We start from the raw sequence: 17,884 nt of genomic DNA on the forward strand, positions 1-17,884 counted from the left end.
AGCCACTTTATTGCCGATTACCAATCAACAGCAGATTTTGCAAAAGTATTTTCGCCCTTACCCTTGCTGGTTTCCGCCAATTCCCGACAGTTATGCCGGATCAAGACAAATATAGCATAAATTTCTTTCAAAGAGATATATTCGACGATAATAATATTTTCGAATAAATGAGGTGTTTTGAATGAAGTTTGTATCTTTCGAGAAAAATGGTCAGTCCTCGTGGGGGATTTTGCGAGAAGACGAGATTTTGGATCTGGGGATGGTGGCTGAAAATCTGAAGTCCTTTATCGCAGCCGGCTTTCCAGACGTTGATCGCCTTAAAAATCTTTCGACAAACATTTCGCTGGATAGCGTGACTTTGGCACCGGTTATCCCTAACCCATCAAAGATCGTCATGGCGGCGCTGAACTATTTTGAAGCTGATAGTGATCGTTCCAAAGCGCCGGAATATCCGGTTTTGTTTTTAAGGCTTGCAGAGTCCCAGATTGGGCATGGCGCGCCGCTGATACGCCCCAGTTCGTCAGAAAAGCTTGATTACGAGGGTGAGCTGGCCGTGATTATCGGACAGGGTGGGCGTCACATTTCACAGGCGCGCGCCATGGAATCGGTTTGCGGCTATTCGATTTACAACGACGGCAGCGTGCGTGATTGGCAGCGACACAGTCACCAGTTCACACCGGGCAAGAATTTTGTCGGAACAGGTGCTTTCGGCCCATGGATGGTGAGTGCTGATGCGATGCCTGAGGGGCCCTTGTCGCTGGTCACCCGTGTCAACGGCATTGAAAAACAGCGCACAGACACATCGCGGATGATTTTCGATATCCCTTATCTGATAAGCTATATTTCGACATTCACCCCTCTTGAGCCAGGTGATGTCATCGTGACGGGAACATGCACCGGCTTTGGTGCTACACGCCGACCTCAGGAATTCTTGAGCGCCGGGGATCTGGTCGAAATCGATATTGACGGCATCGGAACTCTGTCCAATTCGGTGAGCGTGGAAGAGTAGATACATCCACTCATTACAAGCGCGTACGAGGTTCGGAGCGAACGCGAAACATGTACATTTTTTCTATTAAATAAAAATATTCGAAAATAATTGAAATGTTGAAAGCCGTGTGCTAATTAATGTTTCAGTGATGAAAAACTTGGTGGGAGTGCCAAATGAGTTATCTGGTTAATTCGATCGGACATGTGCAGTTGAATGTGACCGATGTCGATGCCTTGGTGAAAGAATCGACGGATATTCTCGGCCTGCACGTTACCCGTGCCACAGACGAAACGGTCTGGCTGTCTTCAAGCGGGCGTCAGGCTGAGTTGGTGCTGCACCGAGCTGATGAAAACTCGGTTCGCTCAATCGGATTTGATGCCTTGTCCGCAGATGCGGTGAAAGAGGCGACCAGCCGCGTGGAAGCCGCCGGATGTCGTCTGGCTTCCCAAGAACCAACACTAGATTGCTGTACAGGCGGAATGGTATTCGTCACCCCTCAGGGGCATACAATCGAAGTGCACACGCCGATTGCTGACAAGACCTACGGTCGGCGCAATAACGCGCTTGGAGTTGGTGCACTGCGTATGGATCATGTCAATTTGACATCGCCTGAACCAACTGAAACGCGGGCGCAATTTGAACATATCATGGGCCTCAAGCTCTCCGAGCGCATGGTGGACGACAGCCTGAGCTGGATGCGTGGTGCCAATCGTCTGCATCATTGCGTCGGAATCGTTCGCGGCGAAACAGGTTTGCATCATTACTCGTTTGAATTCGCAGAGTTCGCTAACTACTGCCACCTTGGCGACAAGCTAGATATGATCGGCAAGGAGTTCGCCTGGGGACCTGGCCGTCATCGTCCCGGTGACAACACTTATGCCTATTACGTTGACACCTGTGGTGCGATGGTCGAAGTCGCCGGCGGCATGGCAATGATCCATGACGATGACAGATATGAGCCGAATGTGATCACCGCGCTGACCCGCCCTGAAAACGTGCGTGTGATGAACGTATGGGGCACACCGGCACCCGCCCCTTGGCTCGCTCATAAATTTCCTTGGGCCAAACCGGCTGCCTGATGCCATTGCCGGGCGCTTTAAGGTCAATTTTTGACCGTTGTGCCGGAAACCAATTTTCTACACGGAGATTACAATCGCATGGAATATCCTCTTTCATTCATGTCGGATGGCCTGAAACTGTCGGGCGTTTTGCATGTCCCGGAAGGGCGTAAGCCTGGCCAGAAGCTGCCAACCTTCATCGTCCTTCACGGGTTTGTTGGAACGAAAGACAAATCTCATGTCGAGCTGGTGGCCCGGATGATCGAGGAGATGGGCTATTGCGTCTTTCGCATCGATTTCAGGGGCTGCGGTGAAAGTGAAGGCGCGCGCGGCGAAGTTCGGTGTTTTGATCAGGTCGCAGACACGAAAAATGCTTTGACATTCATTGCCCAGCGTGAGGAAGTCGATCCAGACAGAATTGGTGTCACAGGTCATAGTTTTGGCGCTGCGGTTGCAATCTTTGCAGGCGGCATTGATGAACGGATCGCCTGTGTGATGTCGTTCTGCGGTTGGGGAGATGGCGAGCGCAAGTTCCGTGGCCAGCACCCTACACCGGAGGCTTGGGCCAAGTTCACCAAAATCCTGGAAGACGGGCGCAAGCAAAAGGCAGAAACAGGCGAAAGCATGTGGGTGTCTCGGTTTGATGTGGTGCCAATCCCAGAAAGACTTCGATATAATCTGTCGCCAAAGGCCCAATTTGAAGTTCCGGTAGAGACGGCGAGCAGCATGTATAACTTCCGTGCTGACGATGTGGTGGCCGACATCGCACCGCGCCCCTTGTTGCTGTTTCACACAGCAGGCGATGAAATCACACCGATGGAACAATCGATGCGCCTGTTTGAAAAAGCTGGTGCCAATGCTGAACTCATGATCCCCACTGGAATGTCTCACTTCCCGCTTTCGGAAGAAGATGCACCCCATACACGGGCTCTGGTTCAGGCATGGCTGAACAAGTTCTTCCCATCGCCCTTGAAGAACGCGTCATGAGCACCTTGCGTGCCGCGGATCTGAAATCCTATGCGGCGGCCTTGCTCACGGCTGGCGGCTTCGCACAGGTTCATGCGGAGAAGACTGCCGACATACTTGTCTGGGCCAATGCACGCGGAGCCGATTCCCACGGTGTGCTTCGCATTCCCAGGTACATTGAAATGGTTGAGCTGGGCAAAATCGATCCATCCGCCATCCCGGTTATTGAAAAGCGCAGCGGTTCTGTTGCCGTTCTTGACGCAATGAATGCACCGGGAGCGTTCTCAATGACGGCTGCCATGGATGAGGCAATTGATCTTGCCTCCCAGTTCAGCATTGGCTGGTGTTCTGCGCAAAACATCACCCACGCCGGGGCTGTTGGATATTATGCATTGCAGGCCGCGATGAGAGGCTATGTCGGTATTGTCATGACTGCATCGGGCCCATTAATGGCCTACCATGGGGCACGGGTCTCAGGCGTATCGACAAATCCGATTTCCATTGGTGCACCGTCTTCTGGTCGACCTTTGCTCCTGGATATGTCGACATCAACAGTTGCTCTGGGCAAAATCATGTTTGCAAAAGACGCTGGCAAACAGATCCCGGAAGGCTGGGGCATTGATGCAAATGGGACCCCGGTGACCGATCCACAAAAGGTCGCGACTGTAACGCCACTTGGAGGCCCCAAGGGCTCTGGGTTGTCGTTGATGATCGAGGTGCTCTCAAGCGTCCTTATTGGCAACCCGGTTATATCGAAGGCTTTGTCCGGACAAGGTGGCTCCATGAATGGAGTTGCCATGGCCTTGAATATCAGTGCGTTTTCCAATCCGGATAGCTTTGCCGATCAGATCGCCACTTTGGCCGCGAGTATCAAGAGCCTGCCAAAAGCAGAGGGAACCGACGCAATCCTGATGCCGGGAGAACGTGGTTTTCTATTGTCGGAAGCGCGCAACGAGAGCGGCATTCCAGTGGCCGAGGGCACGCTAAAACGACTGTCTACATTGGCTGAACGGTTCGGCGTGGAGGCGCCTGCTGTTTATACGGCTTGAAGCGAGCAGCCCGGAGAGATTGCAGAAGCCAAGTTATGATCAGGGAAGAGTGAATTGCAGAATTTGGATCAGCAGAAGTTACCGATCTGGCGCCGCATCATCGGCGGATCGGTCTTGGTTGTGATCGGCCTCACGATGATCGCGATTTCGTGGTCCTATCCAAGCGGCAGCCTGACACAAATGGGTCCGGGTTTCATGCCGCACCTCATTGCGTTGGCCCTGATCACAATGGGGATCGCAGTGATTGTTTCTGATTTACGTGATGCTGGCCCTGTGCGCGAGGAGCAGGTCCACTGGCGCGCACTTGTATTTATCTCTGGCGCTGTCATCATCTTTATTGTTCTGATCGAACCTGCAGGTCTTATCCCTGCGATGTTCTGTGCCGTGGCAGCGTCAATGCTTGCAAACAAGCGGTCAGGATTTCTGAGTATTTTGATCTATTCAGCCGCCGTTACTTTGGCTGGTTGGTTCTTGTTCATCGTCGCACTTGGTTTGCCTCTAACCTTGTTTGGGAGGTAAGGCGATGCTGGAACAATTCCTGTTAGGCTTATCCGTCGTTCTGCAGCCTGATGTGCTTATGTATGCCTTCTTTGGCGTTCTGCTTGGACAAGTGATCGGGGTTTTGCCGGGAGTTGGGGCGATCACCGCGATCTCGCTGCTGCTTCCAGTCACATTCTATCTGGATGCAACGAGCTCCGTGATCTTGTTGGCAGGCATCTATTACGGCTCTCAATATGGTGGTGCTATTGCCTCCATTTTGCTGAATTTGCCCGGCACACCCTCTTCCGTCGTCACCTGCTTGGAGGGCTATCCGCTAGCGCAGAATGGACGGGCGGGGTTTGCTCTGCTTGTGACGGCACTCTCATCGTTTGTCGGCAGCATGATTGGTGTGTTCGTGGTCGTCTTGGCTGCCATTCCAATGGCCGCATTTGCCCTTAAGTTCGGCGCACCCGAATATACAATGCTGGTGGCTCTTGGACTGGTTGCGGCTTCCTTGATCAGCTCCGGGTCCCATTTACGCGCCTTTTCGATGGCTTTGGTCGGCATCGCCCTTGGAATGGTGGGGGCTGACGCAAACACCGGGCAATATCGTTTCGTTGCCACAGAGTCTCTGGCAGACGGCATCAGCCTGGTTTCATTGGCAATGGGCCTGTTTGGTGTATCTGAAATCATTCGGAATGCCTCAAGTTTTGATGAGCGCCGTGCCAAGATTGACTTGTCATTCAAGGACATTTTCCCCACTAAGGACGAGCTGCGTGCCATGGTATCTCCCGTGGGACGCGGAGCCTCTATTGGCGCATTTTTCGGCGCACTACCTGGAACAGGAGCCGCGATCGCCTCTTTCATGGCCTATGCGTTCGAGCGTCGGATTTCCAGAACCCCGGAGAAATTCGGCAAGGGCCATCTGCCAGGCCTTTGCGCACCTGAGGCTTCCAATAACGCTGCGGCCCAGACCAGCTTTATCCCAACATTGACACTTGGCGTCCCAGGAGATGCAGTGATGGCTCTCATCATTGGTGCATTGATCCTCAACGGTATTGTCCCTGGACCACGTCTTATCATTGAACAGCCGGATTTGTTCTGGGGGGTGATCGCCAGTTTCTTTGTAGGGAACGTCATCTTGTTGATCATCAATATTCCGCTGATTGGCCTTTGGGTGCGTTTGTTGAGCATTCCCTATCATCGGCTCTATCCGGCCATCGTTCTTCTCATATGCGTCGGCGTCTATTCTCATCGCAACAGTGTGACAGACGTTTTGCTTACTCTCGTGTTTGGGATCGTGGGTTATGTAATGAAGCGGTACCGCTTTGAACCTGCCCCGGTACTGCTCGGCTTTGTACTTGGTCCGATGCTTGAGGAGAACTTTCGACGGACCATGCTTTTGTACGGCGGGGATTTCTCAGTGTTCGTGACACGCCCCATCAGCGCTGTGCTGGTGGCGTGCGGCGCAGCTCTGATGGCGTTTACCGCTTTATCTACACTCAAGTCTTATCGAAAACCCTGGAAAACAGGTGGGAGGTAAGATCGGGCTTTTTCGGTCTTAGGCCCTTTGAGCTCACGTTGGACCGAATACTATTGGGAGGAAGAAAATGTTGAAGAAACTGATGCTGGCACTGCCAGTTGTTACACTTATGTCAGGTGCCGCAATGGCGGGCGATGATTATCCAGATAGGTCCATTCGGTTCATCATCGGATTTGGTGCCGGTGGAAATGCAGATACGGTCGCCCGTATCCTTGCAGAACCGATGACACAGGATTTGGGACAGCCTGTTGTGGTTGAGTCCAAGCCAGGAGCAGGCGGTAATGTGGCGTCTGATTTTGTCTCAAAGTCAGACCCGGATGGATACACAATACAGCTCATGGTCGGCGGACACGCCGTTTCGGCGGCACTCTATAACTCGCAGCCATTTGATCCACTTTCTGATTTCACCTTCATCTCAACAATCGGCCAGTTTCCGTTCTTTGTGGCGACCCCGGCTGGGGCTTATGACTCGATCGAAGATTTGATCGCAAAAGCAAAAGCTGCCCCCAGCACGATCAAGATCGGGCACTCTGGTGTCGGTTCTACTCAAAATCTAACTGGTGAACTTCTGGAACTGGAAACAGGGGCTGATTTTATCCACGTGCCGTATAAGGGAGGAGCTGCAGCAGTGACTGCAATGCTCGGCGGTGAAGTTGACGTCGTGATCGACACTGGCTCTGTTTTGAAGCCCCAGAAAGAAGCCGGAAATTTTGATATTCTGGCAGTGAGTTCAAAGCGCCGTTGGATTGATAGTCCGGATATTCCAAGCCTGGCCGAAACGGTTGCGCCAGGAATTGATATCATATCCTGGACTGGTGTTGGTGCACCAGCGGGCCTTGACCCTGCAGTTACTGATAAACTGCGCGCATCGGTGCATAAGGCGCTGGCAAACACGGACACAGCTGAACGGATAAGCAAGTTGGGAGCATGGCCTTCTCCGTCCAGCGGGAAAGACATGCGCAAGATGATCGAGAACCAGATCGCGACCTGGAAAAAGGTTGTTGAACTGACTGGTATCCAAAAGCGTTAACTTGCCAAGAGGTTCGCCGACATGTTGGCGGACCTTATTTTTTGTTATTATGAATATGCAGCCAGTAAAGCAGGTTCTCGGTTATGAGCGAGAAAACACCAGATCAGCTGACCGCAGATATGCTGCGCAAGGAACTATATGTGGTCACGACCACACCTGCCAGATCCCCTGAAATCAGGAAACTGTTGCCAGAACATCTAGACTATCAGGTCAAGCTAGAACGCGAGGGCAAGCTATTCGGTGCAGGGCCTTATTTTGAGGAAGGCGAGGATATTCCCTCGGGCGGCATGATTATCTTGCGTGTAAAGTCAATCACTGAGGCAAGAGAGTTGGCCGATGCTGATCCGTTTCACGCCGCAGGATTGAGGACATACACACTGCGCAAATGGATGATGAACGAAGGCAGCATGACCTTCACTGTCCGCTATTCCGATCAGAGTGTGGTTGTGGGCTGATTACTTGATGTGCCTGTTACGTTCTGGGCGGGAATATAAATGTTCATAATCTATGGCGAGCTTTTAGCCTTACATAGAAGAGCTTACTGAACTCATTAAATGAGCTTCGCACTCCCCTAAAAACCGCGACCCAAATTTGTAAATGGCATAAACTTTTTTGCAACACCGCAGATTAAATCCACATTTATTTGCCGATTGTTTCAATTGCGTAGCCGATCTGCGGCGCTAGTGGGTTTATAAACGTTCCAAATAAGCTATTACAAATTTTAATCCTCAGCGTAAACATTACCATGCGTATGGTAACTGATGTACGAACGAGGTATGTTCGCATGGCTAAACACTCCCATTGGGATTAAAAGTAAGCGAAAATTCGGGTTGAGGGGACTGAATACCATTATGACTTCCATATACTCATATTAAACGTTTAAACGAAAAAAGTGTTTAAGCTGAAAGAACTAAAGCTGGCGCTATGCGCCTTGGAATGAAGGTCGATCTGTGGCTTCGCTTACCTCTGATATTGATATCCTGGGCTTTTCCAACCGCCTGCCGGGCGCCAACTCGTCCGAAGAATTCTGGAAGCTACTCTCAGATGGCACCTGTACCGTCACCACAGTCAAAGAAGAACGCTGGCCGCTGGCGCGTTTTGGTCATCCGGACAAAGCTGCCTTGGGTAAATCCTATACATGGGCAGCAGGCCAGATTGATGATGTGTGGGGGTTTGATCCATCCTTTTTTGGAATTTCACCGCGCGAGGCCCTGCAAATGGATCCTCAGCAGCGGCTTTTGCTGCAGCTCGTCTGGGAATCCCTTGAGCACGCGAATATAAAGCCGAGTGATATAGCGGGCACCAATACCGGCGTTTACGTTGGCGCATCTTCACTCGATTATCACCATCGCTTTCTGGTTGACCCTGCGAATTCCGACATGCAGTTCATGACCGGCAACACGTTGTCGATCGTATCTAACCGTATTTCCTATATTTACGATTTGCGCGGACCCAGCTTCACCGTTGACACTGCCTGCTCATCGTCTCTGGTTGCCCTTCATGAGGCTGCTACCGCGCTTGAAAGCGGACAGATCGACACTGCAATTGTCTGCGGTGTCAGTCTTCTCCTTAGCCCGTTTGCTTTCATCGGCTTTTCCCGTGCCACAATGCTGTCACCTACCGGGCTCTGTCAGGCGTTTGACGCCAATGGTGATGGTTATGTGCGTTCTGAAGGCGGAGTCGCCATCGTTCTGCGTTCAAAACGTGCCGGAAAGCTCAAAGGAACCCGAAGCCACGCGATACTCTCTGCGACCGGGATCAACGCGGATGGCCGAACCGTCGGAATGTCACTGCCCTCGCCCTACGCGCAGGCAGACTTGTTGCGCGAAATATATGATGGCCTGGGTATTCCTCCCAAGGATCTGGCATTCGTGGAAGCCCATGGTACGGGAACCCGCGTCGGCGACCCTGCGGAAGCAGAAGCGCTTGGCACGATTATTGGCCAAAAGCGCGATGCAGTCTTGCCGATTGGCTCGGTTAAAACCAATGTTGGGCATCTTGAGCCAGTGTCCGGTCTTGTCGGTCTCTTGAAAGCTATTCTGTCTCTCAAGCACAATACATTCCCGAAGTCGCTACATTTCCAGAATCCAAATCCAGACATTCCTTTTGAAGAGCTCAATCTTCAGGTTGCAGCAGAATCTGTTGCGCTGGCACCGTCCGACACGCCGCGCTTGGCTGGCGTCAACTCCTTTGGCTTTGGTGGCACCAATGCCCATGCGGTGATTGCGGACGGCGAAGAAGAAACCGAGGATGCAGCCGCTTGCAATCAAGCTGCACCGCTTCTGCTGACCGCCAGATCTCAAGGCGCCCTTAAGGAGCTAGCAAAGTCCTATGCCGCGCTTTTCGAAACAGATGATAGCGTAAAGGCTGCCCATATTGCAGCTTCCACAGCCCATGCCCGCGACTTGCTTGGCGAACGCCTAATTGTCCACGGCGACACCTGCGCTGACAAATTCGCGGCTCTGAACGCTTACCTCGAAGATGCTGCAGGGCCTGAGGTTGTTTCAGGCGAGGCCTTGCGATCATCGGAAAACATCGGCTTTATCTTTTCCGGCAATGGCTCTCAGTGGGCAGGAATGGGCCAGGAAGCCTATCAAAAAGATACCGCGTTCCAAAAATCCTTTGAGAAAATCGACCATATATTCATGGGCGTTGCAGGCTGGTCCCTGCTGACAACTCTGTACTCTGAAGATCTTGAAAGTGACATAGAGCGCACGGAAATAGCGCAGCCACTGCTGTTTGCAATCCAGGTCGCTGTCGTTGAATCGCTGAAAACACGTGGCATCGAACCCAACGCAGTCGCCGGACACAGTGTCGGAGAAGTGGCTGCTGCCTGGTGTGCAAGCGCCCTGACCCTTGAACAGGCCGTTAAGGTAATCCATGCCCGTTCCACCGAGCAGGAAGTTGTCCGTGATCTCGGCTCGATGGCAGCCTTGCTGTTGTCGGCTGAAAAAGCAAAGGAAGCGATCAGGGCCAGCGGCCTACCCCGTATTGAGCTTGCTGCGGTCAACAGTCCACGCAGTGTGACAATCTCCGGCGATGCTGAAAGCCTTGATGTTTTTGCGAAATTTGCGCGCAAGAACAAATGGGCCATGCGCCGTTTGAACCTTGCCTATCCATTCCACAGTGCCCTGGTTGACCCGATCCGAGAACCACTCAGGAACGCGCTCTCTGGCCTGTCACCGAAGGCTCCTTCCATCCGGTTTTATTCGACCGTCGATACGGACGCTGAATCCCCACTGCTCGATGCCGACTATTGGTGGCGCAATGTTCGCCAACCCGTCCTGTTCGCTGATGCCATCATGAACATGATTGACGCAGGCACAGGCGTCCTTGTGGAGATCGGGCCTAAAGCAGTTCTGGGAACCTACATGAACGACGCCCTTCGGGGCGGCGGTAAAAAAGCCAAGGTTCTTGCGACGCTCGACCAGCCAGGCAAAAAAGCCAAGCCAGTTGCTAACCCCATTTCCGTTGCAGCCAGCGGCATCGTCGTCAATGGCGGAAAAGTCGACTTGGCAGCCTTCGTCGGACCAGAACCAAACTCGCTGGCGGATTTGCCGCTATACCCTTGGCAAAACATCGAAATCAAACCAGCACCAACGGGCGAGCAGATAAATGCCATCTTCGGGCATTCTTGGCCTTTGTTGGGCTCTCGGCTCCGTAAGGATACCAGCGAGTGGTTTAACCACATTGATGCAGAATCGACCAAATGGCTTAACGATCATAAGGTCGAGGAATCTGTCGTTTTCCCCGCAGCCGGCTTCACCGAAATGGCCCTTCGTGCAGCACTGATCTGGGTCGACGGGGAAACGGTTGAACTACGGGATCTGGACATCCTGCGTCCTATGGTGATTGAGCCTGGCGAAACATTCGAAACTCAAGTTCGTATTTCTTCAGACGATCACGTGATTGAGATACTGTCACGACCGCGCCTTCAGGACAGCGATTGGTCCTTGAACGTCCGCGGTCATTTTGTCTCTGTGTCAAATGGTAGTCCAACCCCGTGGCTGAAAGACAATCCCGCAATCTTGTCGACACTGGAACATGACGAACTTTATGAAATTACCCGCAGTTTTGGCCTCGAATATGGCCCTGCCTTCCGGCGTGCAGATAAAGTTGTTACTCACGACCCGCGAAACGCGACGGTCTATCTTAAGCCTCAGCATGATGCCGTTTCGAAAGTAAAACTTTGCCTGTGCCCAACACTTGTAGACAGCGGGTTCCACGGGCTATTTGCGCTTCTGCGAAATGTCGAGGGGATCCCGGAGAAGACCAGTTTTCTGCCGATCCGGATTGGGTCACTGCGCCTTCTGAAGGCTGACACGACACCGACATGTGTCCACATCAAGGTGACAAAAGCATCACCTCGCTCTATCGAAGCAACATTTGAATATCATGATGCAGAAGGCAATGTTGTTGCCCGTCTGTCTCAAGCTCGTTTCCGCGCCGTGAAACTTGGACGCGAAACTCTTCCAAATGAGCTCATCTATCGCCAAATCGCAGCTGTTCTGCCGGATGCAAACCGTCAGTCTCCGGTTGGAAGTGTGATTGGTGAGAGCTTTGCGGATTTCGCTGCACGTCTAGACCTGTCCTCAGACGAGCCTCAGGACATTTCTGAGCAATCACTGCTTGTCGAGGCGCTTGGCCGCACCATAGCCCATGAAACACTTTGGACCTTTGCCAAGAGCGGCTCACTGTCCCCTGCGAACCTATTTGCGGATGATACTTGGCACGCAAGCGCGAGGCCCTTGGCCCTTTCACTTTTGAATTGGCTGGCGGACAGTAATCTCGCTGTAGAAGACGTTGATACTGCGCAGTGGGCTTTGAGCGATCCGTCAGACGGTCCGGGCCAAATGGCTCTTATGCAGGCAATTGCTTTTGAGGGATCCCGGCATGTTGCCGAGGCTGCCTTGCTTGCACGGCTTTCCACCGATTTGTCCAAGCTTTTGGCGACTGGCCTGAAGTCTTCTGCGCGCGAACTTTACGCCAGCGGACTGTTCGAAGCCTATTCAACAGCATCCCCGGCAGCGATCGCCTTATCCAATGCGCAGAACGCCCTTGCCGCCAATATCGTCACAGGCTGGCCTGAAGAAGAGGCCATGCGGATTCTGATCGTTGGGGCCTCGTCACTCGACATTGCCCAAACCATCGACCGGAAACTAGACCCGCGCCGGATGAGTGCTGTTGTCACGGATGCAAATGACGCTGTGCTTGGTCGCGCCATGCGTCTTTGGTCCGGCAGCACATCGACTTCCTTTGTGGAGTTCGACGATGACGCTATCAAGGAAACGGCCCCTTACGACCTCATTCTATACGCATCGTCCCTTGCCAACATGACGGGTGAGCAACATCGCAGCCTTTCGGGTCTCATTGCACGAGACGGATTGATTTTAGGCGCGGAATATCTACCATCGCCTCTTACGGACCTAGTCATGGGCGTGGGAAGTGATTGGTGGGGAGACAGTGCGACCGCTGATTTCCCGATCTCGCGGCAGTCTGCGAACTGGACCACGACACTTGCCCATGCTGGTTTCGAGCGGGTTGAAACCGTACCACTCGACAGCGCTGATGCTGAAGTCGACCTATTTGCAGCGCGTGCGGTTGCATTGAAAGCTGACAATGACGATGAAGCGTCCATTGCCGCTCCCGAAGAAGCTGCGGCAACGATTGGAAAATGGCTGATCCTGGCGGATGCAATCGGGCCTTCCAGAAAACTTGCTGATGCACTGGCCTCAGGCCTTAAACGAGACGGTGGGGATGCCTGTATTGCGATCCCAGCTCTTTCGCCAGAAAAGGCGATAGAGGGTCTTGTTCATGTGGATTTTGATGCAGACCCGGCCCATTTGAAGTCACTTTTGGCTGAGGCTGGCGGACGTGTTGTCCATCTGATGGGCGCATATGACGGTGCCAATGATGCATTGGCAGCTGCGACCCTACGCAGCTGGTCGCTGACACGCCTTTTGAACACGATTGGCGCTGATGATGCGTCCGTGACGATAGTTGCGCCGGGCGGTGCTCAGGACCTTGCAGGCGGCACATCCCATATCGCTGCACAGGCAGCGGTCTGGGCCTATGCCCGCGTCGCAATGAACGAATTCCCACAAACCGGTGTTCGTTTGATTGATCTATCGCCGGACCTGGAGCCGGGCATAGCGGCGGTGCGCCTGCTTCGCGAACTGCTACATTCTGGAGACGAGCGGGAAGTTATCATCGATGGCGACCGGCGTTCGGGACTGCGGATAGTTCAAGGCGGCGTGCTTCCAGAAGCAACCATGCCGAAAGAATCTGCACCTGCTATGCGCCTCGACATCCTCCGTCAGGGAGCTCTTGATCAGCTCGCCTGGCAGGCGGTGCCGCGCAAGCAACCTCAAGGCTCCGACGTAGAAATTGCTGTTGAAGCAAGCGGCCTGAATTTCCGTGATGTCATGTGGGCCCTTGGCCTGCTACCTGAAGAGGCACTGGAAGACGGCTTCGCCGGCCCGACACTGGGTATGGAGTGCTGCGGAACAGTCACCTCTTGCGGCGAAAACGTCACCCGTTTCAAACCTGGAGACAAGGTCATCACCTTTGCTCCTGCTTGCTTTGCAAGCCACGTATCCGTTGACGAAAGCGGCTGCGCACGGATGCCGTCTACGGTCTCATCCGAAGAGGCCGCAACCATTCCAGTTACGTTCCTGACAGCCTATTATGCACTGGTCCATCTGGCAAAACTGTCCAAGGGTGAGACGGTTCTGATCCATGGTGGTGCTGGCGGCGTCGGTCTTGCGGCGCTTCAGATCGCCAAATGGCGCGGCGTGAAAGTCATCACGACCGCAGGCTCAGTTGAGAAACGCAACTTCGTCAAATTGCTTGGCGCAGATGTCGTGCTTGATTCACGATCGCTTGAATTCGTTGATGCAGTCATGGCCGAGACTGACGGTGAAGGCGTCGATGTGGTCCTGAACTCACTGTTCGGCGAAGCCATGGAACGCAGTATTGAAGTGCTAAAGCCCTTCGGCCGGTTTCTGGAACTCGGCAAGCGCGATTACTATGGCAACACACGCATCGGTCTGAGACCCTTCCGTCAAAACCTGACTTACTTCGGCATTGATGCCGATCAGCTTTTGACCCGCCAACCCGCTTTGGCCGAACAGCTTTTCACTGATTTGGTGGAGTTGTTTGAAAACGGGACCCTCTCGCCGCTTCCTTACCGCGTGTTCGATGCGGATCGGGCGGTTGATGCCTTCCGTTTGATGCAGCAAGCAGGCCATATCGGCAAAATTGTCCTGCGCCCACCTAGCGTTCCTGAAGCACTTCCGGAAGTCGCCGAGCAGAACTTCAAGGCGGATGCCACCTATGTGATCGCTGGTGGCTTCGGAGGCTTCGGCGTAGAGCTTCTCAAGCGTCTTGGCGAAAAAGGCGCGCGCCACCTGGCCGTGCTGAGCCGCAGCGGTGGGGCTTCTGAGGAGGCCCAGACAGCCATTGCTGACCTCGCCAAAACTGGAATAATGGCCAAGGCGTTTGCCTGTGACATTACCGATGAGGCTGCCATGTCTGCAGCGCTTGACGGCATCCGCTCCGAGATGCCGGAAATTCGTGGTGTGTTCCACACGGCCATGGTTCTGAATGATGTCTTGATCGCCAATCTTGATCATGACGGTCTGACCAAGGTGCTCGCCCCCAAAATACGAGGCGCGGAGCTTCTTGACCGTCTGACCTTGAACGATCCACTCGATCATTTCGTTCTGTACTCGTCTGCCACCACGCTGGTAGGCAACCCCGGACAGGCCAACTATGTCGCCGCTAATGGTTATCTGGAAGCGCTGTCTCGCAAACGCCGGGCAGAGGGCAAACCCGCGCTGACAGTCGCATGGGGGGCTATTTCCGATGCTGGATATCTGGCGCGCAATGAAGACGTCAACGAGATGTTGTCCCGCAAGCTTGGGCGCCATGCCCTGTCAGCCAAAGAAGCTCTTGATGGGCTGATGGACCTAATGGCCTTACCGCAAGCTGATCTGGAAACAGCAGCGGTTGGTTACGCACGCATCGACTGGCAATCCGCCCGCAAGGATCTCGCCCTCCTCGACACACCTCTGATTGACCTTCTAGGCCTTGGCGATGGAGACGATAGCGGCACTGGAGAAGGCGCGGTCGATCTGCATGCCCTTCTTGAAGGCATGGAAAAGGTCGCAGCAGCACAAGTCGTTTCCAAGCTGCTTGCGGGTGAGATAGGTAAAATCCTCCGGATTGCGCCAGATGAGATCGACGCTCACAAGCCACTTTCGGAAATCGGCATGGATTCCCTTATGGCGCTCGAATTGCGCATGAGCGCCGAGCGCCAGTTGGGCATCGACATCCCATTGATGTCCCTGGCAAATGGTGCGACTTTGATTGATCTGTCGACCCGCGTTGCAAACCGGATCCTGGGTGAAGGAAGCGACGATACAGCCTCTACCGACAGCCGTCAGCTTGCAAGCCAGCACATGACAGATGAGCAAAGCGAGACGGATGACTTCGAGGATGTCGCGGCGAAAGTTGAAGAGAAAAGCCGTGAGATGGGATCATTCCTATGACAGGCCCAAATGATCCCAATGCCAAGGGAATAAACGCTGGCGACCGTGCCAAGCTTTTGGAAAGCATGAGATCTGGCCGACGAACAGGCCGCCAACGACGCCCGGAAGAACTTGGGAATTCTGCGCGCGCCCCAAAGCGCAAAGCATATGATTTCGGCGAGCTGCCGCAAATCAAACAGCTGCAGATGCAGCGCGCTGCCGCAGACATGATGGGAATTGAAAACCCGTTTTTCCGGGCTCATGACGGACTTGCCGCTGGCACCACCATGATCGACGGCAAGCAATATGACAATTTTGCCTCCTATAATTACCTTGGCCTCAATGGCCATCCAGAGGTGAATGCAGCTGCAGCCAAGGCCATAGAAGTCTTTGGAACAAGCGTTTCAGCCAGTCGTATTGTTGCGGGGGAACGCCCATTTCATGGAGAACTTGAACAAGCCCTAGCCCGTGTTCACGGTGTTGAGGCTGCTATCGTCATGGTGTCGGGCCACGCGACGAATGTCACGACAATCGGACATTTGATGCACAAGGGCGACTTGATCCTAACCGATAGCCTTGTTCATAACTCCATTGCAGAGGGAGTCCGCCTGTCCGGCGCCACCCGAATCAACTTCCCACACGATGATCTGAATGCGCTGGAAAAGCTGCTTGCAGACAATAGGCACAAGTTCGACAATGTTCTGATCGTTGTCGAAGGTCTTTATTCGATGGATGGGGATTTTCCGGACCTCAGGCGTGTGGTCAAGCTCAAGCAATCCTATGATGCCTGGCTGATGGTCGATGAGGCGCATTCAATTGGAGCCCTTGGTGAAAGCGGCAAAGGCATTGCCGAGCATTACGGCATAAATCCGCAGGAAGTCGAACTGTGGATGGGCACGCTCAGCAAGACGTTCTCTTCTTGTGGCGGCTATATCGCAGGTTCGCGCGTTCTGTGCGACTACCTAAAGGTTACGGCCCCGGGCTTCGTTTTTTCCGTCGGCCTGTCCCCTGCCCTGACAGCGGCAGCTCTGGCTTCCATTGAAATCATGGAGCGGGAACCAGACCGTGTTGCGAAGTTGCAGGCGAACGGCAAGCTGTTTTTGGACCTCGCCCTCAAAGCAGGACTGGATGTCGGCCCAAGCGCTGGCTACTCAGTCGTCCCTGTGATCGTCGGAGATTCAGTGCGTGCTGCAATGCTGTCGAACCAGCTGCTCGCCCGGGGTATCAACGCACTGCCAATCATTTTTCCAGCAGTAGCTGAAAAATCCGCAAGGGTACGGTTTTTCATAACAAGCGAACACACCGAAGAGCAGATCGAACGCGCGGTGCGATTTACAGCCGAAGAAATTGAAAAACTGATGGGCGAAGGCACGGCTGTCGACAAATTGCTTCGCGCCACACGCTGATCACAAATGTTATTTCTTGAAGCGGGGATCTTCTTCGATCTCCGCTTTGAAACCACCCATGAACCAATCCGAGATGCGAGCGGGCAATAGGTTCTGGAGACGAATACCTGTCGCCAACAGAAACGGGAACGCATAGAAAGCCCGGCGTTTTTCGATCGCTCTTAACATCATTCTAGCCGCCTTTTCCGCAGACATTTCGAAGGGCTTAGCGCCCTTATGTCGCGCAGACATTGGCGACGTAACGAAGCCCGGACAGATAATCGTAACATCAACCCCGAATGGATTGAGCCATCCTCTCAAAGCGTGTCCATAGGCGATAAGAGCAGCTTTGGAGGCCGAATAACTCGGCATGTCGGGCAAAGCTTTCATTCCGGCCAGAGACGCCACGAGTACAATCTGCCCACGACCACGCAACCGCATGGCTTCAACCACACCCGTCACCGTGTTCACTGCGCCGCGGTAATTGATGTCGAGCTGACGATCTGCGTCTTCATCCGCCTCACGGCTGCGATCAGGACCAAGGCCCGCAGTAACCCCTGCATTGGCAATCACCAGATCAACAGGGTGACGTGCATCAAGTTTAACCAGATAGTCATGCAGCACGTCGCGATCACGTACATCCAGCGCGGCTGTCTCAAGGTCGCAGCCAGTGTCCTTCAGCGATGTAGCAAGAGCCTCCAGCTTTACGCGATCACGTGCGATGAGCGCCAAACGCCGCCCAGGCCGGGCGTATTGCCGGGCCAACTCAACACCTATGCCACCGCTGGCTCCGGTCAGGACGATCATCTTATGCGCCTGCGCTGACATCTTTTTTCCTCATTTTCCAATGA

General features: G+C 53.6%; 11 protein-coding genes. 10 read left to right on the top strand and 1 reads right to left on the bottom strand.

Features of this window, described 5'->3' with window-relative positions; all coding sequences use genetic code 11:
• Window positions 1-181: 181 nt before the first annotated feature.
• The 10 genes from V6575_RS18675 (at window position 182) to V6575_RS18720 (ending at window position 17,054) form a co-directional block, all read left to right on the top strand.
• A complete protein-coding gene (locus tag V6575_RS18675) occupies window positions 182-1,009 on the top strand; it encodes a fumarylacetoacetate hydrolase family protein (RefSeq protein WP_340276484.1) in 828 nt (275 codons plus the stop codon).
• A gap of 155 nt (window positions 1,010-1,164) precedes the next feature.
• On the top strand, window positions 1,165-2,070 hold the full coding sequence (locus tag V6575_RS18680; RefSeq protein WP_340276487.1) for a VOC family protein: 906 nt from the start codon (window positions 1,165-1,167) through the stop codon (window positions 2,068-2,070).
• 78 nt (window positions 2,071-2,148) lie between these two features.
• Window positions 2,149-3,036: an alpha/beta hydrolase gene (locus tag V6575_RS18685; protein WP_340276489.1), complete on the top strand. Its 888-nt coding sequence runs from the start codon at window positions 2,149-2,151 to the stop codon at window positions 3,034-3,036.
• On the top strand, window positions 2,991-4,064 hold the full coding sequence (locus tag V6575_RS18690) for an Ldh family oxidoreductase (protein ID WP_340276490.1): 1,074 nt from the start codon (window positions 2,991-2,993) through the stop codon (window positions 4,062-4,064). The genes V6575_RS18685 and V6575_RS18690 overlap by 46 nt, the downstream gene beginning before the upstream one ends.
• Window positions 4,065-4,118: 54 nt before the next feature.
• Window positions 4,119-4,583, top strand: a complete 465-nt coding sequence (locus V6575_RS18695; protein ID WP_340276491.1) for a tripartite tricarboxylate transporter TctB family protein — start codon at window positions 4,119-4,121, stop codon at window positions 4,581-4,583.
• A gap of 4 nt (window positions 4,584-4,587) precedes the next feature.
• A complete protein-coding gene (locus V6575_RS18700) occupies window positions 4,588-6,087 on the top strand; it encodes a tripartite tricarboxylate transporter permease (RefSeq protein ID WP_340276493.1) in 1,500 nt (499 codons plus the stop codon).
• Between the two features lie 67 nt (window positions 6,088-6,154).
• Complete coding sequence (locus tag V6575_RS18705) at window positions 6,155-7,117, top strand: Bug family tripartite tricarboxylate transporter substrate binding protein (protein ID WP_340276495.1); 963 nt, start codon at window positions 6,155-6,157, stop codon at window positions 7,115-7,117.
• Between the two features lie 83 nt (window positions 7,118-7,200).
• Window positions 7,201-7,572, top strand: coding sequence for a YciI family protein (locus V6575_RS18710; RefSeq protein WP_340276496.1), 372 nt, complete (start codon window positions 7,201-7,203; stop codon window positions 7,570-7,572).
• A 495-nt stretch (window positions 7,573-8,067) separates the two neighbouring features.
• Window positions 8,068-15,669, top strand: a complete 7,602-nt coding sequence (locus V6575_RS18715; RefSeq protein WP_340276497.1) for an SDR family NAD(P)-dependent oxidoreductase — start codon at window positions 8,068-8,070, stop codon at window positions 15,667-15,669.
• The gene (locus V6575_RS18720) at window positions 15,666-17,054 is read left to right on the top strand and encodes an aminotransferase class I/II-fold pyridoxal phosphate-dependent enzyme (protein ID WP_340276498.1); all 1,389 of its coding nucleotides are present in this window, start codon (window positions 15,666-15,668) and stop codon (window positions 17,052-17,054) included. The genes V6575_RS18715 and V6575_RS18720 overlap by 4 nt, the downstream gene beginning before the upstream one ends.
• Window positions 17,055-17,063: 9 nt before the next feature.
• On the opposite strand, the gene V6575_RS18725 is transcribed toward V6575_RS18720, so the two are convergent.
• On the bottom strand, window positions 17,064-17,861 hold the full coding sequence (locus V6575_RS18725; protein WP_340276499.1) for an SDR family NAD(P)-dependent oxidoreductase: 798 nt from the start codon (window positions 17,859-17,861) through the stop codon (window positions 17,064-17,066).
• Between the last annotated feature and the right edge of the window lie 23 nt (window positions 17,862-17,884).

This window comes from Roseibium algae (genome assembly GCF_037783265.1).
Lineage (GTDB): Bacteria > Pseudomonadota > Alphaproteobacteria > Rhizobiales > Stappiaceae > Roseibium > Roseibium algae.

Excerpts from the sequence above, each read along its gene's own strand:
- V6575_RS18705 (WP_340276495.1), top strand. The coding sequence starts at position 6,155 with ATGTTGAAGAAACTGATGCTGGCACTGCCAGTTGTTACACTTATGTCA.
- V6575_RS18675 (WP_340276484.1), top strand. The coding sequence starts at position 182 with ATGAAGTTTGTATCTTTCGAGAAAAATGGTCAGTCCTCGTGGGGGATT.
- V6575_RS18685 (WP_340276489.1), top strand. The coding sequence starts at position 2,149 with ATGGAATATCCTCTTTCATTCATGTCGGATGGCCTGAAACTGTCGGGC.
- V6575_RS18720 (WP_340276498.1), top strand. The coding sequence starts at position 15,666 with ATGACAGGCCCAAATGATCCCAATGCCAAGGGAATAAACGCTGGCGAC.
- V6575_RS18700 (WP_340276493.1), top strand. The coding sequence starts at position 4,588 with ATGCTGGAACAATTCCTGTTAGGCTTATCCGTCGTTCTGCAGCCTGAT.
- V6575_RS18710 (WP_340276496.1), top strand. The coding sequence starts at position 7,201 with ATGAGCGAGAAAACACCAGATCAGCTGACCGCAGATATGCTGCGCAAG.
- V6575_RS18725 (WP_340276499.1), bottom strand. The coding sequence starts at position 17,861 with ATGTCAGCGCAGGCGCATAAGATGATCGTCCTGACCGGAGCCAGCGGT.
- V6575_RS18690 (WP_340276490.1), top strand. The coding sequence starts at position 2,991 with ATGGCTGAACAAGTTCTTCCCATCGCCCTTGAAGAACGCGTCATGAGC.
- V6575_RS18680 (WP_340276487.1), top strand. The coding sequence starts at position 1,165 with ATGAGTTATCTGGTTAATTCGATCGGACATGTGCAGTTGAATGTGACC.